The organism is Novosphingobium sp. BL-A-41-Hi4A-0G (genome assembly GCF_055521735.1).
Map to the genome: position 1 here is coordinate 3,458,688 of NZ_CM145501.1, position 19,653 is coordinate 3,478,340.

Annotated in this window: 23 protein-coding genes; 15 read left to right on the top strand and 8 right to left on the bottom strand. The window is 65.5% G+C overall.

Going from position 1 to position 19,653, the window contains the following annotated elements:
* Positions 1–35 precede the first annotated feature (35 nt).
* The 3 genes from ACZ1JX_RS16775 to galK all read left to right on the top strand — a co-directional run bounded on the left by ACZ1JX_RS16775 (position 36) and on the right by galK (position 3,629).
* On the top strand, positions 36–1,358 hold the full coding sequence (locus ACZ1JX_RS16775) for a family 1 glycosylhydrolase (RefSeq protein WP_465124620.1): 1,323 nt from the start codon (positions 36–38) through the stop codon (positions 1,356–1,358).
* A 91-nt stretch (positions 1,359–1,449) separates the two neighbouring features.
* Complete coding sequence (locus tag ACZ1JX_RS16780) at positions 1,450–2,490, top strand: UDP-glucose--hexose-1-phosphate uridylyltransferase (RefSeq protein ID WP_465124621.1); 1,041 nt, start codon at positions 1,450–1,452, stop codon at positions 2,488–2,490.
* Positions 2,487–3,629: a galactokinase gene (gene galK, locus ACZ1JX_RS16785; protein WP_465124622.1), complete on the top strand. Its 1,143-nt coding sequence runs from the start codon at positions 2,487–2,489 to the stop codon at positions 3,627–3,629. Before ACZ1JX_RS16780 ends, galK begins: the two co-directional genes overlap by 4 nt.
* Before the next feature lie 18 nt (positions 3,630–3,647).
* On the opposite strand, the gene ACZ1JX_RS16790 is transcribed toward galK, so the two are convergent.
* Complete coding sequence (locus ACZ1JX_RS16790) at positions 3,648–6,824, bottom strand: autotransporter domain-containing protein (RefSeq protein ID WP_465124623.1); 3,177 nt, start codon at positions 6,822–6,824, stop codon at positions 3,648–3,650.
* Between the two features lie 306 nt (positions 6,825–7,130).
* Between ACZ1JX_RS16790 and ACZ1JX_RS16795 the strand changes: the two genes are divergently transcribed.
* Genes ACZ1JX_RS16795 through ACZ1JX_RS16805 form a run of 3 tightly spaced genes read left to right on the top strand, consistent with a single transcriptional unit; the run spans position 7,131 to position 9,092 of the window.
* Positions 7,131–7,778, top strand: a complete 648-nt coding sequence (locus ACZ1JX_RS16795; RefSeq protein WP_465124624.1) for an RNA polymerase sigma factor — start codon at positions 7,131–7,133, stop codon at positions 7,776–7,778.
* Positions 7,778–8,545, top strand: coding sequence for a hypothetical protein (locus ACZ1JX_RS16800; protein ID WP_465124625.1), 768 nt, complete (start codon positions 7,778–7,780; stop codon positions 8,543–8,545). The genes ACZ1JX_RS16795 and ACZ1JX_RS16800 overlap by 1 nt, the downstream gene beginning before the upstream one ends.
* A gap of 55 nt (positions 8,546–8,600) precedes the next feature.
* Positions 8,601–9,092 carry an asparaginase domain-containing protein gene (locus ACZ1JX_RS16805; RefSeq protein WP_465124626.1) on the top strand — a complete coding sequence of 164 codons (492 nt, stop codon included), beginning with the start codon at positions 8,601–8,603 and terminating at the stop codon, positions 9,090–9,092.
* Between the two features lie 263 nt (positions 9,093–9,355).
* Here the strand turns inward: ACZ1JX_RS16805 and ACZ1JX_RS16810 are convergent, their stop codons facing one another.
* The 4 genes from ACZ1JX_RS16810 to guaA are packed head-to-tail and all read right to left on the bottom strand — an operon-like array spanning position 9,356 to position 12,012.
* Positions 9,356–9,754, bottom strand: coding sequence for a type II toxin-antitoxin system VapC family toxin (locus ACZ1JX_RS16810; RefSeq protein ID WP_465124627.1), 399 nt, complete (start codon positions 9,752–9,754; stop codon positions 9,356–9,358).
* Positions 9,751–10,008: a type II toxin-antitoxin system Phd/YefM family antitoxin gene (locus tag ACZ1JX_RS16815; RefSeq protein ID WP_465124629.1), complete on the bottom strand. Its 258-nt coding sequence runs from the start codon at positions 10,006–10,008 to the stop codon at positions 9,751–9,753. Before ACZ1JX_RS16815 ends, ACZ1JX_RS16810 begins: the two co-directional genes overlap by 4 nt.
* 31 nt (positions 10,009–10,039) lie before the next feature.
* Entirely contained in the window at positions 10,040–10,462 is a 423-nt protein-coding gene (locus ACZ1JX_RS16820) for a GNAT family acetyltransferase (protein WP_465124630.1), read from the bottom strand.
* Positions 10,453–12,012 (bottom strand): glutamine-hydrolyzing GMP synthase, encoded by a 1,560-nt coding sequence (gene guaA / locus ACZ1JX_RS16825; RefSeq protein WP_465124632.1) that lies wholly within the window; start codon positions 12,010–12,012, stop codon positions 10,453–10,455. Before guaA ends, ACZ1JX_RS16820 begins: the two co-directional genes overlap by 10 nt.
* A 158-nt stretch (positions 12,013–12,170) precedes the next feature.
* On the opposite strand from guaA, the gene ACZ1JX_RS16830 reads away from it, so the two are divergent.
* The 6 genes from ACZ1JX_RS16830 to ACZ1JX_RS16855 all read left to right on the top strand — a co-directional run bounded on the left by ACZ1JX_RS16830 (position 12,171) and on the right by ACZ1JX_RS16855 (position 15,425).
* A complete protein-coding gene (locus tag ACZ1JX_RS16830; RefSeq protein WP_465124634.1) occupies positions 12,171–12,308 on the top strand; it encodes a hypothetical protein in 138 nt (45 codons plus the stop codon).
* Between the two features lie 125 nt (positions 12,309–12,433).
* Positions 12,434–13,279 (top strand): tRNA glutamyl-Q(34) synthetase GluQRS, encoded by an 846-nt coding sequence (gene gluQRS / locus ACZ1JX_RS16835; RefSeq protein ID WP_465124636.1) that lies wholly within the window; start codon positions 12,434–12,436, stop codon positions 13,277–13,279.
* Entirely contained in the window at positions 13,276–13,506 is a 231-nt protein-coding gene (locus tag ACZ1JX_RS16840) for an HIG1 domain-containing protein (RefSeq protein ID WP_144907768.1), read from the top strand. Before gluQRS ends, ACZ1JX_RS16840 begins: the two co-directional genes overlap by 4 nt.
* Positions 13,507–13,525: 19 nt before the next feature.
* A complete protein-coding gene (locus tag ACZ1JX_RS16845; protein WP_465124637.1) occupies positions 13,526–14,086 on the top strand; it encodes a cob(I)yrinic acid a,c-diamide adenosyltransferase in 561 nt (186 codons plus the stop codon).
* A gap of 94 nt (positions 14,087–14,180) precedes the next feature.
* Positions 14,181–15,053 carry a 3-hydroxyacyl-CoA dehydrogenase NAD-binding domain-containing protein gene (locus ACZ1JX_RS16850; protein ID WP_465124639.1) on the top strand — a complete coding sequence of 291 codons (873 nt, stop codon included), beginning with the start codon at positions 14,181–14,183 and terminating at the stop codon, positions 15,051–15,053.
* 51 nt (positions 15,054–15,104) lie between these two features.
* On the top strand, positions 15,105–15,425 hold the full coding sequence (locus tag ACZ1JX_RS16855) for a hypothetical protein (RefSeq protein WP_465124640.1): 321 nt from the start codon (positions 15,105–15,107) through the stop codon (positions 15,423–15,425).
* Between the two features lie 12 nt (positions 15,426–15,437).
* On the opposite strand, the gene ACZ1JX_RS16860 is transcribed toward ACZ1JX_RS16855, so the two are convergent.
* Positions 15,438–15,791: a hypothetical protein gene (locus ACZ1JX_RS16860; RefSeq protein ID WP_465124641.1), complete on the bottom strand. Its 354-nt coding sequence runs from the start codon at positions 15,789–15,791 to the stop codon at positions 15,438–15,440.
* 102 nt (positions 15,792–15,893) lie between these two features.
* On the opposite strand from ACZ1JX_RS16860, the gene ACZ1JX_RS16865 reads away from it, so the two are divergent.
* A complete protein-coding gene (locus ACZ1JX_RS16865; RefSeq protein ID WP_465124642.1) occupies positions 15,894–16,241 on the top strand; it encodes a DMT family protein in 348 nt (115 codons plus the stop codon).
* Here ACZ1JX_RS16865 and ACZ1JX_RS16870 read toward each other — a convergent pair.
* Complete coding sequence (locus tag ACZ1JX_RS16870) at positions 16,228–16,440, bottom strand: hypothetical protein (protein WP_465124644.1); 213 nt, start codon at positions 16,438–16,440, stop codon at positions 16,228–16,230. The two genes, ACZ1JX_RS16865 and ACZ1JX_RS16870, sit on opposite strands and share 14 nt — an antisense overlap.
* Before the next feature lie 133 nt (positions 16,441–16,573).
* Here ACZ1JX_RS16870 and ACZ1JX_RS16875 point away from each other — a divergent pair, with 133 nt between their 5' ends.
* Positions 16,574–17,020 carry a thermonuclease family protein gene (locus tag ACZ1JX_RS16875; protein WP_465124646.1) on the top strand — a complete coding sequence of 149 codons (447 nt, stop codon included), beginning with the start codon at positions 16,574–16,576 and terminating at the stop codon, positions 17,018–17,020.
* Positions 17,021–17,023: 3 nt separating this feature from the next.
* Here ACZ1JX_RS16875 and ACZ1JX_RS16880 read toward each other — a convergent pair whose 3' ends face one another.
* Complete coding sequence (locus ACZ1JX_RS16880) at positions 17,024–17,659, bottom strand: TetR/AcrR family transcriptional regulator (RefSeq protein ID WP_465124648.1); 636 nt, start codon at positions 17,657–17,659, stop codon at positions 17,024–17,026.
* A gap of 194 nt (positions 17,660–17,853) precedes the next feature.
* On the opposite strand from ACZ1JX_RS16880, the gene ACZ1JX_RS16885 reads away from it, so the two are divergent.
* A complete protein-coding gene (locus ACZ1JX_RS16885; protein WP_465124649.1) occupies positions 17,854–19,602 on the top strand; it encodes a bifunctional metallophosphatase/5'-nucleotidase in 1,749 nt (582 codons plus the stop codon).
* Positions 19,603–19,653 lie beyond the last annotated feature (51 nt).

A 19,653-nucleotide genomic window follows, 5' to 3' on the forward strand; every position in this document is an offset into this window, starting at 1 on the left:
TCGTAGGTCCTCCTGCAAAGCCTTGGGGAGAGACCATGTTCGATCGTCGTACCGTGATTGCCGGGGGCGTTGCGCTCGCCGCTGCTGCGCCGCTGTCTGCCGCGAAGAAGCCGCTGGGCAAGCTGGCCAGCCCCTCGTTCCCGCAAGGCTTCCTGTGGGGCGCATCGACCGCGCCGCACCAGATCGAGGGCAACAACACGACGTCCGACCTGTGGTATCTCGAACACCAGCAGCCCACCGTGTTCCAGGAGCCTTCGGGCGATGCCGCCAACAGCTTCCTGATGTGGGAGCGCGACCTTGATCTGGCCAAGGCCATCGGGCTCAACACCTATCGCTTCGGCGTGGAATGGGCGCGGATCGAGCCGGCCAAGGGGCAGTTCAGCGAGGCGATGCTGGGGCATTACCGCCGGATTATCGAAGGATGCCGCGAACGCGGCCTCGCCCCGGTCGTCACCTACAGCCACTTCAGCGCGCCCTTGTGGTTCAGTGCGCAGGGCGGCTGGACCAATCCTGAAAGCGCCGAGCTGTTCGCGCGGTATTGCACCCGCGTCACGCAGGCGATGGGCGCGCAGATGCACAGTGCGATCACGCTGAACGAGCCGAACATCCTGCTGCTGCTGAAGGCCCTGCTGCCCAAGCCCGTGTGGGACATCCAGAAGCTGACGCTGGAGACAGCGGCCAAGCGCTTGGGCGTGACGCGCTTCGTCTGCGGCAACGTGGCAGGGTTTGAAGACCTCGACGATCTCCAGACCGGCCTGCTCGCCGCGCACAAGGCCGGGCGCGCTGCGATCAAGGCGGTGCGGGCCGACCTGCCGGTGGGCGTCTCGCTCGCCATGATGGACGATCAGGCGGTGGGCAAGAAGTCGATCCGTGACCGGATGCGGGGCGAACTCTACGGGCCATGGCTCGAACTCGCCAAGGCCGACGACTTCATCGGCGTGCAGAACTACGAACGCGCGCTGTGGGACGACAAGGGCAAGCTCCCAGCACCCGAGGGCAGCGTGCGCAACTGGTCGGGCAGCGAAGTCTGGCCGGGCTCGCTGGGCGGCGCGGTGCGCTATGCCCATGCCGTCACGGGCAAGCCGGTGCTGGTGTCAGAACACGGCGTAGGCACTGATGACGATGCCGTGCGCGCGGCCTTCATTCCGCCAGCGCTGGCAGGGCTCAAGCAGGCGATCGACGATGGCGTGCCGGTGATCGGCTATTGCCACTGGTCGCTGATCGACAATTTCGAGTGGATCTTCGGCTTCCGGCCCAAGTTCGGCCTTGCCAGCTATGACCCGGTAACTTTCGAGCGCAAGGCCAAGCCGAGCGCTGCCGTCCTGGGCGCCATTGCAAAAGCCAACGCCCTGACCTGAGGCGTGAAATCGAATTCGCCGTGCGCCGGGGCCGACGGCGTGTTATGTGTCGGCAATCGATTGCAATAAAGTGCCACGGAGAGGCCCTGACATGACCCAGTTCGTGCCCGACGATCATCCGCATCGTCGCCAGAACCTGCTCAATGGAAAGTGGGTGCTGGTCTCTCCGCACCGGGCCAAGCGGCCTTGGCAGGGCGAGACGGGCGAGGTGGTGAAGGCGCAAGGGCCTTCGTACGATCCATCGTGTTACCTCTGCCCCGGCAATGCCCGTACCAGCGGCGAGCGCAACCCGGACTATCCGGGCGCATTTGCATTCGACAACGACTTCCCCGCGCTGATGCCGGATACTCCCGCACCAAATGGGCCAGCGCCGCAAAGCGACGATCCCGTATTCCGCATGGCCGAGGCGCGCGGCACGGCGCGGGTGATCTGCTATTCGCCCGATCATTCGAAGACCATGCCCGATATGGACCTGCCCGCGATCCGCAGCCTCGTTGATTGCTGGGCCGATGAAAGCGCTAGCCTTGCGGCGCGCTTTGCCAACGTGGCGGTGTTCGAGAACAAGGGCGCGATGATGGGCTGCTCCAGTCCGCATCCCCATGGTCAGATCTGGGCGAGCGACTTCGTGCCGACCGAAGTCGCCGACGAGGACCGCGAGCAGGCGGCATGGCGGGCGAGCCGGGGCCGGGTACTGCTCGATGAAGTGGCCGAGCGCGAACTGGCGGCGGGCGAACGCGTGGTCGAGGCCAACGACCATTGGCTGGCGGTGGTGCCGTGGTGGGCGGTCTGGCCCTTCGAGATCCTGCTGATCGCGCGCGACGCGGTCGGACGGATCGAGCAGCTTTCACCCCCGGCCCGCGATGCGCTGGCCGACATCCTGCGCCGGGTGACGCGGCGCTATGACGGGCTGTTCCAGACCAGCTTCCCCTATTCGATGGGCTGGCACCAGTGCCCCGGCGGCAGTGCCGATCCGCACAGCTGGCGGCTCCACGCGCACTTCAATCCGCCGCTGCTGCGTTCGGCCACGGTGCGCAAGTTCATGGTCGGCTTCGAGATGTTTGCCGAAAGCCAGCGCGACCTGACGGCCGAGACCGCGGCGGCCCGGTTGCGCGCGGTGGAGATTGCGGCATGAGCGATCTTGGCGAACGGTTGCTTTGCGGCTTTGCCAAAGCGTTTGGGGGAGAGCCTGCGCTGGTCGTCCGCGCGCCGGGGCGGGTCAACCTGATCGGCGAGCACACCGACTATAACGACGGCTTTGCCATGCCCATCGCCATCGGCCAGGAAACCCGCGTCGGGTTCCGTCCGGGCGGCGAGGCATTGCGCGTGGCGGCACTCGATTTCGGCGAGAGCGACAGCTTCGATCCCGTTGCGCCTTCGCACAGCGGCGGCGGTTGGCGCGACTATGTGCGCGGGGTGGTGGATCAGTTGCGGCAGGCAGGGATTGTCGTGCCCACCGGTGACCTTGCCATCGCCGGGTCGATTGCCAAGGGCACCGGCCTGTCGTCCTCGGCCTCGCTGGAAGTGGCGATTGCGCGGGTGATCCTCGAAGCGGTGGGGGAGACGCTGGATGCAGTGCAACTCGCGCTGCTCGCCCAGCGTGCCGAATGCGATTTCGTGGGTGTGCGGTGTGGCAACCTTGACCAGATCGCCTCGGCGGCGACCACGCTTGGCCATGCGCTGCTGATCGATTGCCGCACGCTGGCGCTGCGCCAGATCGCGATGCCCGATGATGCCGTGGTGATGATCGTGCAGTCGGGCGTGGTGCGCGGGCTGGTCGATGGCGAATACAACCGCCGTCGCGAGGAATGCGAATCCGCGGCGCGGGTGCTGGGTGTGCCGGCCCTGCGCGATGCCGACGAGGCCAAGCTTGAAGCTGCGCGTGGGCGCATGGAGGAAAACACCTACCGCCGCGCCCGCCATGTGGTGACCGAGAACCGCCGCACGCTCGATGCGGCACAGGCGCTTGAGTCCGGCGATCTGGTGCGGATGGGCGCGCTGATGCGCGAAAGCCACGTCTCGCAGGGCGACGACTTCGGCATCACCGTTCCTGCAACCGACGCACTGGCCGACCTGATGAACGCGGCCATCGGCAGCGAAGGTGGCGCGCGGCAGACTGGCGGCGGGTTTGGCGGCGCGGTCGTCGGCCTGATGCGCAAGGACCGCGTCGCAGCAGTGCGCGACGCGGTCCTTCAAGGCTATCGCACTCCGGCAGGCGAACCGCCGCTGGTGTGCATCGAAACGCCTGCGGCCGGGGCGGGACCGGTCGGCTGACCAGTCCCGCAAACGCGATCAGAACGCGACGCTGAGCGAGGCGCGGATCGAATAGTCGACGCCGCCCTGGATCTGCTCGGCCCCACCGGCAACCTGCCAGGTGTAGTCCATCCCGCCGAGCAGCACGCGCGCTTCTCCGGTCCAGCCGGACTTCATGCGGTCGGCCACAAGACGGAACTGGTTGCCGTCCGCAAAATTGGCCACCGTATCGCCAAGCGTTCCTGCAAGGCGCGCGCGGTAGCCACCTTCGACTTCCAGAGTCAGCGGGCGCTCGTCGCGGTTGACTTCGCCCGCGCTCCACGATGCGGTCAGGCTGCCGGTGCCGGTGAGAAGGTCCGAGGTGCGCTTGGCCACGGTCAGCGCGATTTCCTCGTCGCCGCTTTCGGTGAAGCCCTTTTCGCTGAGGCGATAGTAATCGAACTTTGCCATCGGCCTGAGCGAGAGATTGCCGCCGAGATTGGCCTTGTACGACACGCCGCCCTGACCGCCCACGGTCCAGCCCTTCCAGCGGCCATTGGCGCTGTAGGAGAGCGCGGCGCCGCTGACTTCGCCCGTGAACAGGCGCGTGGAATCGAGCGAGACGCGCCCGACCGAGGCCTTGGCGTAGGCATAGAGCGGACCTGATGCCAGACGCCAGAACAGCCCGAGTTCGTAGTTGCTGGCATCGGTCTTCTGGTAGTTCGACGTGGCGATATCGCCCTTGGTGTAGAGGAACGACAGGCCCGCATAGCCTGCGCCGATGTCGCGCTCGAGCCCTGCCGAAAGACCCCAGCCCTTGACCTTGAACGCGGCGGTGCCGGTCGCGTCCTTGGTGCCGCGGAAGTAGATCGGCTCGAGCCAGCCACCGACTTCGCTGATGTCGAAGATCGAGCTGTCATCCATCAGGTGGCGCGAGCCCATGCGGCCCGAACGGGTGACGAAATCGAACACGCCGCCGGCATAGTCGGGCAGGAGCTGGTCGAACTGGCCCTGCAGAGCGGCTTCGTCATCGACCTGAAGGAAGCTCGTGCCCAGATTGCTGAACTCGGTGCCCTGCGCGTAGATCGCGTCATAGGCGGCGGTCAGCGGTGCGCTGAGCCCGAGCTGCGCGGCGGTCTTGCGGGTGACTGCCAGCACCAGCGTTTCGCCGACCCGGCTGATCGCGCCGTTGAACAGCACCGGCAGCTTGGTGTTCGTGGCATCGAACACCGGCGAACCGGTCAGCGTTCCCGCGGTGAGGATCGTGTAGTTGCCCACCGCCTTGTCGAGCGAGGAGATCGTGGCCGTGACCTTCGATCCGCTGGCGAACGTCGCGGTGTTGACGTTGATCTTCGATGCGGTGCCGGTGGTGCCGTCGATATAGACATTGAGCGCACCGCCCGAGTTGACCGTCAGGCTGTCGAACGAGAGCGTCGTTGCGCTGCTCGCGCCGAATTTGCCGCCGTTGACGGTGACGTCCAGTTGGCCCGCATTGGCGAGTGTGCCTGCGAAGGTCGAACTGCCGCCGAGCGTGAGCGTGCCAGCGTTGCCGGCCAGATCCAGCTTGCCGACGAAGAACGCGCTGTCGCTCATCGCCATGGTTGCGGTGCCGCTGCCGAAATCGATGTTGCCGATGTAGCCGCTGTCACCAGAAAGCAGGACCGAATCGTTGCCCGCGCCGAGGAAGCTGTTGCCGTAGATCCGGCCCGAGGCGACATCGAGCACGTCATTGCCGCTGCCGGTGTGGATGTTGCCGGTGATCGAGGTGTAGATCACAGGGTTGTTCGGGTTGTACCCGCTCGCCGCCTTCTCTGCGTCCTGCGCCTTCTTGTCGATGGCGTTGAGGTACTGCTTGATCGTCACGCCAGTGGTGTTGGCGGTGAGGTCGATGGCGCGCAGATCATCGGCGCTCGATCCCGTGACCGCGATGAAGCCGGTGTTGTTGAGCGTGGTCAGCGTGCCCGACTTGTCCTGGATGGCATAGGCCGCGCCTTCGCCGGGCGAAGACAGGACCGCCTTGATCGAGCCGCTGTTCGACAGGCTGGGCACGGTCGAACCCTCGTTGATAAGGATGCCGACGGCCTTCTGGTCAACCGATGTAGCCGTGATCGTGCCCGATACGCCGATGCCGTTGGCCATCGAAACCGCGCCGCCCTTGCCGCCGATCACGACGGCATAGGCATCGGTCTTGCTGTACACCGAACTGGCCGTGATGCCGCCATCGAGTGCTAGCGAGAACTCGCCGTCGCGGCCGTTGACCTTGCCGATAACGATGTCGTTCACGCCGCCGACGAGCAGCGCGGGGCTGTTGCCGACCGAGCTGATCGAGCCCGTCACTTCCGAGGAGTCGGCGACACCGTCGTTGTCCTCGTCGCTCTTGGTGCTGTCGAGGTCGTAAGGGGCCGCATCAAGCAGAATGCCGCCTGCCACGCTGCCGTTGATCTCGACAGCGGCCTTGCCGGTGCGCAAGTCGGTGCGTGAGAGCGCCTTCGACGCGCCGGCATCGTTGGTGTAGCTCGAGCTTTGCGAGATCGCGCCCTGAATGCGGACCGAACCGCGCACGTCGCCGCCGACGACGAGGCCCTGCGCGCCTGCGCCGACCACTGCGACCGTGCCTTCCACCGTCACGTTGCCCGAGACGCCCTTGGTACCGATGCCGACGCTGTTGTCGCCCAGCACCTTGATCGTGCCGGTGTTCGAGATGCTGCCGGTGATATTCGATTTGGCGACGATGCCGCCCGAGTTCAGGCCCTCGACATTGATCGTACCGGTGTTCTTGATCGTCGCAGTTGTGGTCGCGCCTGCGCCTACGAGAATGCCGTAACGGTTGCTGGCCGAAGCGATCGGGCCATCGACAGTGCCGTTGCTGTCGGTATCCGCGCCGTTGAAGCTTTCGGTCACAGTGATGGTGCCACCGTTGGTGACGGTGGTGTTGCTGCCCGCCTGAATCACGATGCCGGCATCGTTGTCCTTGCCGCCGGTGTTGGTGATCGTGCCGCCCGAAGCCACCGTCGCGGTGTTGTTCGAATCGACCGTGACGGCAGTTCCGCCGCTATCGAGCTTGATCGTGCCACCGCTTGCGATCGTGACGTTTCCAGCAGTCGAAGTCTTGAGCGGCGTGGTCGTGCTGGTGCTGACGGTGGTATCGGCAAGCGCGGCCTGCGGGGCCATGAACGCGAGAGCGATGGACGCTCCGGTCAGCGTCGACAGGATGGTGGTGCTGCGAAGACGGTCCATAAACCCCTCATGAATTCCAGAAAGATGACCCGCGCCGGGGTGCGGTCGGCGCGGGTCCAGTGCCCGGACGACGAGGGGCGCCCCGCTGTCCGGTCGACAGGTCGGAGGACTCTTGGCCGCAAAGCCGTTCGCCTCCGCAGCGTCTAACGGGGATCACGCAGCAACCCTTCGCAACCTGCGTGAAAAACCTATGAAAAGGTTTCTGGTTGTTTGCCGTAAATCTGGCGTTCACCCGGAAACCGGCAGTCAGGCACGGTCCCGGCGCAGTCCGTGTGCAGGGGCAATGGTGCGAAACGGCAGGTAATCGTGACGTTTTACGGCGACGTGCGTCCGGAAGCGGTCCCGGCTGATGACAGCCTGGTCGCGGCGACAGATCCGATTCATCGCGAAGCGCTCGACGATGCAGCGCTGATGCGCGAAGTCGCGCGCGGATCGGTCGAGGCCTTCACCATCCTCGTCGACCGGCATTCTCCCGCGCTCTACCGTGTGGCGATGCGCATGCTGTCCGATGCGGCAGAGGCCGAGGACGTCGTGCAGGACTGCTTTGCGCGATTGTGGCAGAACGCGCCGCGCTGGAGTCCGAGCGGGGCGGGCCTCGTCGGCTGGCTGCACCGAGTGACCATGAACCTGTGCTTTGATCGCAAGCGCCGCTTTCGCGTGGTCACGGTCGAAACGCTGCCCGATCCCGCCGACGAGTCTCCCCTCGCGGATCGGCGAATCGAGGCGGATCAGGCGTCAGAGGCTGTGGCGGCTGCGCTGGCGGACCTGCCAGAGCGTTATCGGGCTGCGCTAGTGCTCTGTTATTATGAGGGATTTTCAAACGCCCTTGCAGCGCAGGTGCTTGATCTCAATATCAAGGCAATGGAATCGCTGTTGTTCAGAGCGCGCCGGCAGATGCGCACGCTGCTTGAGGCACGCGATGTGTCGTGTGCCGATCTCGAGGCGCAAGGCTGATGGGGCGCAGGGTTCCAGCCTCGCCCGCACAGGCCGAAGCGGCGCTCGATGCCGCGCTGGCTCGTGCTCCCCGCCCGGCGTTGCCTCCGGGCCTGACCGCGCGGATCGTGGCGCAGGCGACGGCGCTGCCACAGCTTCCCGCAGAGGGGCCGGTCGAGCCGCTAGAGGCTGCGCCGCGCACCTCAGCCAAGGTCATTCCGTTCCAGACTGCTCCCGCCACGCCTGTCGCAGCGTCACGGCCGGTGAGGGCTCGCCACGGCCTCCTCGCAGGAGGCTTTGCCGCCATCGCAGCAACGGTTGCCGCCGTCATGCTTGTTGGCCAATCGGGCCAGCAGGTCGTGCCGACAACCGCTCCCGCACCGATGATTGCCCAGCGCCAGAGCGCGCCTGCACCGGTACAGGCGGCCCCTGCTTCCGTGCCCGAGGCCCGGCTGGCAGCAGCTCCTGCAGCGCATTCCCGTGCGCCTGCGGAGGGGGCATCTGCCGTCACTTCACCGTCCGAACCTGCGCCTACTGCGGCCCCATCTGCAGCGCCGGAAACTCAGCTGGCCGCAACCGTCCCTCCAGCGCCGCGGGAATCCGCCGGGCCAACGTCCGATCCTTCGCCGCGTCCCAACCCGCGCGGGCTGATGGGCCCGCCAGCGCCGCAGCAGGGCTGGGCGTTTGGTGGCGGGGTGCCAGGTGGCGGGAGCATGCCGGGCGGGCAGTCGCTGCCAAGCCAGACCACCGGCTCCGCGCCCCCGCCGCCGCCACCTCCCGGACACTGACCCCTTCTGGTCACTGGCTCTATGCGCGGTTCGGCCAGTCCGCTAAAGCTTTGCCATGCAACAAGAACCGATCCTCGTGCTGACTACCGGCGGCACTATCGACAAGGCCTATTTTGACGCGCTCAGCGAATACCAGATCGTCGAGAGCGGCATCCCCGCGCTGATCGCGCAGGCCCGCGTGGCGCTGCCGTTCCGGGTGATGGAACTGATGCGCAAGGACAGCCTCGAACTGACCGACGCCGACCGCGACCTGATCGCCGCCGCCGTGCGCGAGGCTCCCGAAAAGCACGTCGTGATCACCCACGGCACTGACACGATGACCGATACCGCCAAGGTGCTGAGCACGATTGCGGGCAAGACCATTGTCCTGACCGGCGCGCTTTCTCCCGCCCGTTTTGCCGAGACCGACGCCCCCTTCAACCTCGGCATGGCGTTTGCCACCACGCAAGTCGCCGCGCCGGGCGTGTGGATCGCGATGAGCGGGCAGGTGTTTGACGGGCTGAAAGTCCGCAAGGACCGCGCGGCGGGGAAGTTCGTGGCGGTTTAGAGCGGTTTCCACCCATTCTGGTTCGCCGGGACGGAGCCTGATTTGGTTCAGTGCAAGGAGGCAGGCCGCAGGGATATGTCGATATCTCAAGGCCTGCCGACGCAGCAATGGACCAAATCAGGCCCGCCGCAAAGCGGTTGGGCCGGGAAGGCCACTGGCAGCGTTGCCGCGCTTGCAGGGGCAACAAGCCCCTGCTGCACACCGCGCCTCCCCAGTGACCTTCCCGGCGCAATCACGGTGAACCAGAATGGGTGGAAACCGCTCTAATTTGCTGCGGGCGTGATGTCCGTCGCCGCGAAATCATTGCCCTTGAACAGCAGCGGCAGGCCGCGCGCCTTGGCCAGAGCATAGCTGAACAGATCGCCGAAATTCAGCTGCGCCGGATGGCCGTTGCCCTTGCCGTATTTCAGGAAGGCTTCGTGGGCGATTGCAGAGTCCGCTTCGGTTACCGGCTCGATCTGAATGCCCGCTCGCTCAATCAGGGCGTGCAGCAAATCGACCATGGGGTCGCCTGCCATGCGCCGGGTAACAATTCTAGCTTCAACGAGTGTGGCTGCGCTCATCACTGCGGCCGGAGCAGAGTCGAGGATTGTCTGGAAGTGCTCGCGCTCAGGTTCACCGAACAGGATTGCAATCAAGGCCGACGTATCGACGGCAATCATACAGGCAAGCCATTCTCATCCCATTCGAGTTCCCACGGACCGTCCTTCCGGGGAAGGGCATCAGCGCGCGCCAGAATCTCGTCGATCTTCCGGCGTCGCTCTGCGCGGTCCGCTTCGTCAGGCTTGGCAACCGGGGTAAGCCGGACCTGCGGTACGCCGTCATGGTCGATGACCACCTCTTCCCCGCGCAGCGATGCCGCGATGAGCTTGGACAGGTTGGACTTGGCCTTGCCGATGTTGACGTGGATGGTCATGGCTTGAAGATGCCTTGGCCAAGGGGCTTGGTCAAGGTGCCTGAAAGCGCTTGCCCAAGGTCACCACGTCCTGCAGTTTATAGCCCAGTGCCGCGTAAAACCCCCGCGCCACGGCGTTGTCGCCGCGCACCATCAGCTGGATCTTGGGGCTGCCGAGCGTCTTGAGCCAGTCTTCGGCGGCGTTCATCAGCGCGCGACCTATGCCTTGCCCGCGCCGCTCGGGCGCGGTGGCGAGGTAATAGACCCAGCCGCGATGCCCGTCGAAGCCGACCATCACGCTACCGAGCAGTGCTCCGTCATCGTCCGCCAGCAGCACTGTGGACGTCGGCGTTGCCAGCGCGAGATCGAAATCGGCGCGCGGATCGTTCCACGGGCGCGTCAGTCCGGCAGCGTCCCACAATACGACCGTGGCTTCACGGTCAGCCGCAGTGGCTGCGCGGAGGCTTACTCCCACTCGATCGTGCCCGGGGGCTTGCTGGTGTAGTCGTAGACCACACGGTTGATGCCCTTGACCTCGTTGACGATGCGCGTCGCCACGCGGCTGAGGAAGCCTGCGTCGAACGGGTAGATGTCGGCGGTCATGCCGTCGGTGCTGGTCACCGCGCGCAGGGCGCAGACGTTGTCGTAGGTGCGCCCGTCGCCCATCACGCCCACGGTCTTGACCGGGAGCAGCACGGCGAAGGCCTGCCAGATCGCGTCATAGAGGCCGGCGTTGCGAATTTCCTCGAGGTAGATCGCATCGGCCTTGCGCAGCACGTCGCAGCGTTCGCGCGTCACTTCGCCGGGGATGCGGATGGCAAGGCCGGGGCCGGGGAAGGGGTGGCGGCCGACGAAGATGTCGGGCAGGCCCAGTTCGCGGCCCAGCGCGCGCACTTCGTCCTTGAACAGTTCGCGCAGCGGCTCGACCAGCTTCATGTTCATGCGCTCAGGGAGCCCGCCGACGTTGTGGTGGCTCTTGATCGTGACCGAAGGCCCGCCGGTGAACGAGACCGATTCGATCACGTCAGGATAAAGCGTGCCCTGCGCGAGGAAGTCTGCGCCGCCGACCTGCTTGGCCTCGGCCTCGAACACGTCGATGAAGGTCTTGCCGATGAACTTGCGCTTGGCTTCGGGGTCGGTGACGCCAGCTAGGCCGCCGAGGAACAGCGCCGAGACGTCCTTGTGGACCAGCGGGATGTTGTAGTGGTTGCGGAACAGGCTGACGACCTGCTCGGCCTCGCCCATGCGCATCAGGCCATGATCGACGAAGACGCAGGTCAGCTGGTCGCCGATGGCTTCGTGGATCAGCACCGCGGCAACGGCCGAATCGACGCCGCCCGAAAGGCCGCAGATCACGCGGCTGGTGCCGACCTGCTCGCGGATTTCGGCGATCTTGGTGCGGCGGAACTCGGCCATGCTCCAGTCGCCGCTGCAGCCGCAGACGTGGCGGACGAAGTTGGCGATCAGCTTGCCGCCATCGGGAGTGTGAACCACTTCGGGGTGGAACTGGGTGCCGTAGTACTTCTTCTCGTCGTTCGCGATCACGGCAAACGGGGCGCCGTCCGACACCGCGACGATGCGGAAGCCCTGAGCGAACTGGGTCACCTTGTCGCCGTGGCTCATCCACACCTGATGGCGCTCGCCCTCTTTCCACAGGCCGTCGAATAGCACGCAAGGTTCGGTCACGGTGAGGAAAGCGCGGCCGAATTCGCCCGAATCGCCAGGCTCCACCTTGCCGCCGAGCTGGTGGCTCATGACCTGCTGGCCATAGCAGATGCCAAGGATCGGAAGTCCGCTGTCGAACAGCACCTGCGGCGCGCGGGGGCTGCCATCGGCAGGTACGCTGGCGGGCGATCCCGACAGGATGATGCCCTTGGGCTTCATCCGGTGGAACGCGGCTTCGGCCTGGGTGAAGGGCGCGATCTCGGAATAGACCCCGGCTTCGCGCACGCGGCGGGCGATTAGCTGCGTAACCTGACTGCCGAAGTCGACAATGAGGATCGATTCTGAAGGCTGGATGCTCATGGCTGGCCGATAGTGGCAGCGGGCATTTCTGTCCAGATGGCGGGCGAATTGTGACAGTTGCGTTACATGCAACTGCAAATGCCCCGTTCGCACTTGCAGCATACGCATATCGGCGTATTTGCGCCCCCAGTTCCGATGCTTCCAGCCCACCCTGCCGGATGAACACGAACTGGGAGGATGACCTGCAAGGTGAACTCAACAGGAGGAACACCATGCGCGCCATTACGGCAATCGCGCTCCCGATCATTCTCGCTGCTGGTCTCAGCAGCCTGATGTGGACTGCCACGCTCGCCTGAGCTGGCAAGAGACGCGTTAAACGACAAAAGCGGCTGCCCCGGCGGGGCAGCCGTTTTGTTTATCGGGCGCATCCCTTTGTGACGGGCTTTCCAAGCAGCGTTCCCGCGCGCTAGGTCTCGGCGTAATGACCGTTACCCGCTTTGCCCCAAGTCCCAACGGACCGCTCCATTTGGGCCATGCGTTTTCCGCAATCGTGGCACATGACCGGGCGATTCGCGATCAGGGCGAGTTCCTTCTGCGGATCGAGGACATCGACGGTGCCCGCTCGCGCCCCGAACTTGCTGCCGAGTTCCGCGCAGACCTCGAATGGCTGCGGCTGACGTACCGTGAAGTCGCGCCCCAGTCCTCGCGCATCGCGGCCTATCGCACCGCTGCCAACGAGTTGCGCGCGATGGGCATTCTCTATCCTTGCACCTGCACCCGCGCCGAAGTTGCCGCCGCTGCCGTGGCCCATGGCCCTGACGGTCCGCTCTATCCCGGCACCTGCCTGCGCCGTGGTCCTACACCGGGACCGCAAGTCGCTTGGCGGCTCGACATGGAGCAGGCGACGCTGCTGGCGGGGCCGCTCGAATGGACCGACGAGCGCCATGGCGTGCAACTCGCCCGGCCCGAGCTGTTCGGCGACGTGGTGCTGTGGCGCAAGGATGCGCCCGCAAGCTACCATCTTGCCGCAACGCTCGACGATGCCGCCGATGGCGTGACGCATGTGACGCGCGGGGTCGATCTGTTCCGCGCCACGCACATCCACCGCCTGCTCCAGCACCTGCTCGGGTTGCCGGTGCCGGTGTGGCACCATCATCCGGTGCTCGTCGAAAGCGACGGACGCAAGCTCGCCAAGCGTCGCGACGCGCCCGCGCTGGCCGACCGGCGGCGTGCCGGGGAAGATGGGCGCGCGGTGGCCGCAGAGGTGCGCGCTACCCTATTTGACACTGGTATTTCCCTGTCCGACGCCATAGATCAGCAACCATGAACTATGTCCTGATCACGCTGATCATCGTCTTCACCGTCATGACGGTCGTGTCGCTCGTGCGCGGGATCATCGCGTTCCTGAACAGCACCAAGGAAGACCTGAACCGCGATCCGGCGCAGGGCGCAACCGCGAACCAGCTCCTTCAGAACAAGATGATGTTCAACCGCATCAAGTTCCAGGGCCTTGCCGTGCTGACGGTCGCGATCCTGCTCGCCTTCTCGCGCTGAGCCGCGAGGCATCCCGATCATGGTCAAGCTCAACAAGATCTACACGCGCACTGGCGACGATGGCACCACCGGCCTCGTCGATGGCTCCCGCCGCGCCAAGCATGATGCCCGGATGCAGGCCATCGGCGAGGTGGACGAGGCCAACAGCATGATTGGCCTTGCCGCCGTGGCCGCCTCGGACACCACCTCGCGCAACCTGCAGCGCATCCAGAACGACCTGTTCGATCTCGGCGCGGACCTTGCCACGCCGGGTGAGGACTTCACGCCGTCGGAAATGGTCCTGCGCGTGGTGGCAAGCCAGGTCGAGTGGCTGGAATCCGCCATCGATGCGCTGAACGAAGGCCTGCCGCCGCTGACCAGCTTCATCCTGCCCGGTGGTTCCGAAGCAGCTGCGCGCATCCACATCGCCCGCGCCACGGTGCGCCGGGCCGAGCGCAGCGCGGTGGCGCTCGCCGATGCCGAGCCGGTCAACCCGCAGGCGCTTGCCTATCTCAACCGGCTTTCGGACTACCTGTTCGTGCTCGCCCGCGCGACCAATGCCGGCAACGATCCGCTCTGGGTCCCCGGCGCTTCGCGCTAACCCGGAACACGCCTCGCGCTAGGAGCAGGTGGACTTGGGCTACGCGGCTCGCTAGTCGCCTTCCCGCATCTCATTAACAGGCGGGGATTTCCACATGATCAGGACGGTTGCAGTGATCGGCGCGGGCCAGATGGGTTCGGGCATTGCGCAAGTTGCGGCGCAGGCGGGCATGAAGGTCCTGCTGGGCGACGTCTCGATCGAGCTGGCTGACAAGGCGCGCGACAAGATCGCCAAGGGCCTCGCCAAGCTGGTCGAAAAGGGCAAAGTCGATGCTGCGCTCGCCGCCTCGACCGTGGCGAACCTGCACAGCTTCTCCGATCACGCCGCGCTTGCCGAGGCCGATCTGGTGGTCGAGGCCGCGACCGAGCGCGAGGACATCAAGCACAGGATCTTCGAATCCGCGGGCAAGCACCTGGCCCCCCACGCGATCATGGCGTCGAACACCTCCTCGATTCCGATCACCCGCATGGCCGTGTCCTCGCCCGATCCGGAACGCTTCATCGGCATCCACTTCTTCAACCCGGTCCCGCTGATGAAGCTGGTCGAGGTCATCCCCGGCCTTGCCACCTCGGTTGCCACGATCGAGGCGGTGCGCGGGTTCGTCGGTGACATCGGCAAGGAAATCGTGCTCTCGCAGGACGAGCCGGGTTTCATCGTCAACCGCATCTTCGTGCCGTTCATCAACGAGGCGGCCTTCGTGCTCGGCAGTGGCACGGGGTCGATCGTCGATATCGACAAGGGTGTGAAGCTCGGACTCAACCACCCGATGGGGCCGCTGGAACTCGCGGACTTCATCGGTCTCGATACCCTGCTCGAGATCATGAAGATCTATCTCGCCTCGACCGGCGACCCGAAGTACCGCCCCGCACCGCTGCTGCAGAAGTACGTCGAAGCGGGCTGGCTCGGTCGCAAGACGGGCCGGGGCTTCTACGACTATTCGGGCGACGTGCCGGTTCCTACCCGCTGATCCGGAACGGGCGGTCGGTCAGGGCGTAGTCTCCCTCGAAGGAGACTTTCCGTGACCGACACCCGCAAGCCGCTTCCCATAGCTGACGATTCCCCGCCCGAGACCGTCAACACCGAACAGGAAGACGGCGATACGCAAGCGCAGACCGTCGCCGACGAAGCCCTGTCGCGCGCCACCAGCGTGCTCGGCGAGCAGGATCTCGGCGACAAGGTTCGCGGATCGGGCGACGAGGAGGACGACATGCCCGACCTCGTCGATCACATGAAGCAGATGGTCAGTTCAGGCCGGATCGACATGAGCGCCTATCGCGGCGAGCGCAGCGATGACGACGAGGAAGGCATGTACGGCGAGGATGGCATCGAGGACGGCTGAGCCGCCCTCGGACTATTGCTCCGCTCCGACAGCCGGGTCGCCCGGGCCGGGATCGGCAGGCGGCTCGGCTTCGTCGTGCTGCGGACCGTCAGGATCGGCACCCGGCGGTAGTTCGCGCAGTTCGACCATCTGGCCGTTGCGCTCGATTTCGCCGATCAGCCGTCCCTTGCCATCGGCCACATCGCCATCGTCGGCCCACTTCTTGAAATCGGCATCATCGGTGCCGGTCGCAGTAGCAAGCGTGCTCGCTTCGGCGGCAGGCGCATCGGCATTATCGATGCCGGTTATCACCAAGGCAGCCACGGCCAGCACGCTGCCGACCAGCAGCAGCGCGGCGTAGCGGTAGGTCGATCTGGACTCAGCCATGCGATGCGGTCTCCCCACAAGACGTGGGTTTTCTACGGCTGAGGCGTTAACATTCAGCCAAGGACTCCATTCCAGCGCCTATTCAATCGGACATTCTCGCCCATGACCACTGTCGTGCTCCTCGTGCTCTCGAACCTGTTCATGACCACGGCGTGGTACTGGCACGTGCGCGGCGGGGCACAGGCGGTTGAGGCGCGGCCGCTCATGGTGGTCATCGCGATCAGCTGGGGCATCGCGCTGTTCGAGTACTGCCTTGCCGTGCCTGCCAACCGGATCGGCACGCTCAACGGCTGGAGCGCGGGCCAGCTCAAGATCGCGCAGGAGGCGATCGCGCTGGTCGTGTTCGGCGTTTTCATGGTGGTGGTGCTGAAGGAGCCGCTGCACTGGCGGCACCTTGCCGCTTTCGCCTGCATCATGGCGGCGGTCGGCTTCCTGTTTACGGGGAAGTAGCCCCCGCATCCTTCGCCCCGTCTACAGGAGCATCGTTTGCCCAGGGATCGACGTGGGCCGGCTTGGGCTTGGCGGGTTTGCTGCCGTCATTCTCGTCTGCCGAGGGGACGAGCGACCAGGCCAGCACGAGCATGGAAGCCGCCCACCACAAGGCGCGCCAGCGGCTGGCAAAGACAGTGGTGATGCGCGGGCCGAACATTAAACCATTTTGGCAGAATCTGGTTATCCAGTAGTTACCCTGAGCCGAAACACTGAGCCGTCCACCTGAGCCCCAACACTGAACGTGCTCCTACGGAGGCGCGTCAGTCCCTCGTCTTCTGCAGATTTCGCCAATGAACAAATGGACTTGCCTGCTCGCAGCGACGCTTGGCCTCGCCCCGCTCACCGCCTCTGGCGAGATTTCTGCTGCCGCATCTTTGCCCGACAGCGCCCGCGCGCGCTTTGAAATCTGCGCGCCCGGCCCCCGTGTGACCTGCGTCGTCGATGGCGACACCTTCTGGCTCGAGGGCACCAAGATCCGCATTGCCGATATCAACACCCCCGAGACGTCGCAGCCCGGCTGCGCTGCCGAGGCGGAACTCGGCAAGCGCGCCACCCGGCGTCTGGTCGAACTGCTGAACGCAGGACCTTTCGCACTGGAAGTGAATGGCCGCGAGACGGACCGCTATGGCCGCGCCTTGCGCGTGGTCACGCGCAAGGGCCGAAGCCTCGGCGCAATCCTCGAGGCGGAGGGCCTCGCCGAGCACTGGAAGGGCCGCCGCAGCGATTGGTGCGCCTGATTCTCAGGCCGCGCGCAGTCCCGTGACCGCGCGTGCGCCGCGGTCCTGCGCGGAAAGGCCGTCGAACACCGCATCGATGATCCGCGCCAGCTTGTCCTCGTTGAGCCGCTCCATGAACATGGTCATCGTCTGGAGGGCACAGTACGGCGCGCACATCTGGTTGACGAGGCTGATCGTCTCGTCGACCTCGAGCCCGGCGAAGTGCCCGTCGCTCATGCCTTCGCCGATGATCTCGCCAAGGTAGTGGTCGGCAAGGTCGATATAGCTGCGCACCTGCTCGAAATAGTCGCTGCCCACCTCGATATAGGTCTGCAGCTTGGCCGGGTCCGCTTCCCATTTCTTCTTCATCACGAGGAAGCGGCGCGCGAAGAATTCATACATCTTTCGGCGCGGCGGCAGGTCGCTCGCCAGCACTTCTTCCATGATGTCGGCCATCGGCTTGAACCAGTGGTCGGCAATCGCCTCCATCAGTTCCTCGCGGCTCTCGAAGTAGCGCGAGAGGTGGCCTTGCGAGATTCCGGCGCGGGCAGCCAGTTCGGAGAGGTTGAGCCCGACCGCGCCGCGCTCTTCGACCATGGCCTGCGCAAGCTCGACGAGCCGGCTGCGCGTCGCGTCTTGGTCGGTTCCGGTCTGTGCCATGGCGGTCGCGCGTCCTGAGTCTGGGCCTTTTCGCATTGTAGGGATGCGCGGGGGCGCAGACAATGGGGGTGCAGGCCAAGGACGGGAGGCCGCATACGAAGTCATGTCAGGCAGATACGGCCTTCAAAGCGCAACACCGATGGGCTAGGCGAAGCGTAACCGGTTGCACCCGTTACGATAAGGTCGCTCTTACGATGCTGCTTCGCACGCGCCTGCTGATTCCTGCTGCCCTCTCTCTGCTGCTGGGCGCCTGTGCCGCGCCTATGGCCATCTCCGACAGCGCAGGCCCTGTTGAAGTCGGCATAATCGGCATCAACGATTTCCACGGCAGCCTCGAACCGCCGCGCCAGGCGGTGAACGTGGCCGATGGCAAGGGTGGGATCGTGCCGGTTCCGGCGGGCGGCGCGGCATGGCTTGCCTCGGCCATCGATTCGATCCGGGCGAAGCACCCGCTCTCGATGACGGTCTCGGCCGGCGACATGATCTCCGCCTCGCAGCTCGCCTCCTCGCTCTATCTCGATGAACCGGCGATCGGCGTGATGAACCGCATCGGGGTGGACTTCAACGCAGTGGGCAACCACGAGTTCGACAATGGCCAGCAGGAGCTGCTGCGCAAGCAGAACGGCGGGTGCGAGAAGTTCACCCAGAAGCAGCCCTGCGCCTTGGAGCCCTTCACTGGCGCAACCTTCAAGTACCTCGCCGCCAGCACGAAGCGGGCCGATGGCTCGACGCTGTTTCCCGCAACCGGGCTCAAGACCTTCGGTTCGGGCAAGCGCGCTGTCACGGTGGGCGTGATCGGACTGACGCTGAAGGGCACGCCCAATCTGGTCAACCCGACTGGCATCGAGGGCCTGACCTTCGCGGACGAGGCGAATACGATCAACGCCGCCGTGCCGCTGCTCAAGGCGCAGGGTGCGGACGCCATCGTCGTGCTGATCCATGAAGGCGGGCGGACCAAGGGCGATCCGAACCCGCAAGGCTGCACCGACTTTGCCGGAGACATCCGTCCGATCCTCGACCGGCTCGACACGCGCGTGGACGTGGTCGTCTCGGGCCACACGCACTGGGCCTATGTCTGCGATTACGCGCAGCTCAACCCGGCCAAGCCCTTCCTGCTGACCAGCGCGGGCGTCTATGGCGAACTCGTCACCGACATTACCTTGCAGATCGATCCGGTGGCGGGGCGCGTGGTTTCGAAGCGGGCCGAAAACGTGATCGTGCAGTCGGTGCCCTACACCTCGTCACGCGGGCCGCTTGGCAACACGCCGCTGTTCCCGCAATTCCAGCCGAGGGCCGACATCGCGCAATACGTGGCGAAATACGTCGAGGCCTCGAAGGAATACACCCAGCGCCCGATCGGCAAGATCGACCGTGCGGCGCCCAAGAACGAGGGCGCGGAAGGCGGCGCGGGCGGCCCCTTGGGCAACCTCATCGCCGATGCGCAACTGGGCGCAACGCGGGACAAGGGCGCGCAGATCGCCTTCATGAACCCCTTCGGCATCCGCGCCCCGCTGGTCCCGGCGGCGGACGGCACGCTGACTTTCGGCGACATCTACCTGTGCCAGCCCTTTGGCAACAATGTGGTCACCGAGAGCATGACCGGCGCACAGATCAAGGCCGTGCTGGAAGAGGGGCTGGATGACACCGGCCCCAAGCAGGCGCTGGCGCCGTCAGTGGGCTTCGAGTTCCGCTACGACCCGGCGCGGCCTGCGGGGGACCGCATCGTGACGATCACGCTGGACGGCAAGCCTCTGGACATGGCGAAGACCTATCGCGTGACGGTAAACGGCTTCCTCGGCCTCGGCGGCGATGGCTTCTCAGGCTTCGTGGGCAAGCCTGATACGGTGACCGGGCCGACCGACATCGACGCGCTGGAAAGCTGGATCAAGGCAGTGCCGGTGCGGGGTGTGCCGCAGGAAGCGCGGGCTGGGGTGGTGAGGTAACCGCCGTACCCGCTCCAACCTCCGTCACCCCGGCGAAGGCCGGGGCCCATG

Excerpts from the sequence above, each read along its gene's own strand:
- ACZ1JX_RS16775 (WP_465124620.1), top strand. The coding sequence starts at position 36 with ATGTTCGATCGTCGTACCGTGATTGCCGGGGGCGTTGCGCTCGCCGCT.
- ACZ1JX_RS16780 (WP_465124621.1), top strand. The coding sequence starts at position 1,450 with ATGACCCAGTTCGTGCCCGACGATCATCCGCATCGTCGCCAGAACCTG.
- galK (WP_465124622.1), top strand. The coding sequence starts at position 2,487 with ATGAGCGATCTTGGCGAACGGTTGCTTTGCGGCTTTGCCAAAGCGTTT.
- ACZ1JX_RS16790 (WP_465124623.1), bottom strand. The coding sequence starts at position 6,824 with ATGGACCGTCTTCGCAGCACCACCATCCTGTCGACGCTGACCGGAGCG.
- ACZ1JX_RS16800 (WP_465124625.1), top strand. The coding sequence starts at position 7,778 with ATGGGGCGCAGGGTTCCAGCCTCGCCCGCACAGGCCGAAGCGGCGCTC.
- ACZ1JX_RS16805 (WP_465124626.1), top strand. The coding sequence starts at position 8,601 with ATGCAACAAGAACCGATCCTCGTGCTGACTACCGGCGGCACTATCGAC.
- ACZ1JX_RS16810 (WP_465124627.1), bottom strand. The coding sequence starts at position 9,754 with ATGATTGCCGTCGATACGTCGGCCTTGATTGCAATCCTGTTCGGTGAA.
- ACZ1JX_RS16815 (WP_465124629.1), bottom strand. The coding sequence starts at position 10,008 with ATGACCATCCACGTCAACATCGGCAAGGCCAAGTCCAACCTGTCCAAG.
- guaA (WP_465124632.1), bottom strand. The coding sequence starts at position 12,012 with ATGAGCATCCAGCCTTCAGAATCGATCCTCATTGTCGACTTCGGCAGT.
- ACZ1JX_RS16830 (WP_465124634.1), top strand. The coding sequence starts at position 12,171 with ATGAACACGAACTGGGAGGATGACCTGCAAGGTGAACTCAACAGGAGG.
- gluQRS (WP_465124636.1), top strand. The coding sequence starts at position 12,434 with ATGACCGTTACCCGCTTTGCCCCAAGTCCCAACGGACCGCTCCATTTG.
- ACZ1JX_RS16840 (WP_144907768.1), top strand. The coding sequence starts at position 13,276 with ATGAACTATGTCCTGATCACGCTGATCATCGTCTTCACCGTCATGACG.
- ACZ1JX_RS16845 (WP_465124637.1), top strand. The coding sequence starts at position 13,526 with ATGGTCAAGCTCAACAAGATCTACACGCGCACTGGCGACGATGGCACC.
- ACZ1JX_RS16850 (WP_465124639.1), top strand. The coding sequence starts at position 14,181 with ATGATCAGGACGGTTGCAGTGATCGGCGCGGGCCAGATGGGTTCGGGC.
- ACZ1JX_RS16860 (WP_465124641.1), bottom strand. The coding sequence starts at position 15,791 with ATGGCTGAGTCCAGATCGACCTACCGCTACGCCGCGCTGCTGCTGGTC.
- ACZ1JX_RS16865 (WP_465124642.1), top strand. The coding sequence starts at position 15,894 with ATGACCACTGTCGTGCTCCTCGTGCTCTCGAACCTGTTCATGACCACG.
- ACZ1JX_RS16870 (WP_465124644.1), bottom strand. The coding sequence starts at position 16,440 with ATGTTCGGCCCGCGCATCACCACTGTCTTTGCCAGCCGCTGGCGCGCC.
- ACZ1JX_RS16875 (WP_465124646.1), top strand. The coding sequence starts at position 16,574 with ATGAACAAATGGACTTGCCTGCTCGCAGCGACGCTTGGCCTCGCCCCG.
- ACZ1JX_RS16880 (WP_465124648.1), bottom strand. The coding sequence starts at position 17,659 with ATGGCACAGACCGGAACCGACCAAGACGCGACGCGCAGCCGGCTCGTC.
- ACZ1JX_RS16885 (WP_465124649.1), top strand. The coding sequence starts at position 17,854 with ATGCTGCTTCGCACGCGCCTGCTGATTCCTGCTGCCCTCTCTCTGCTG.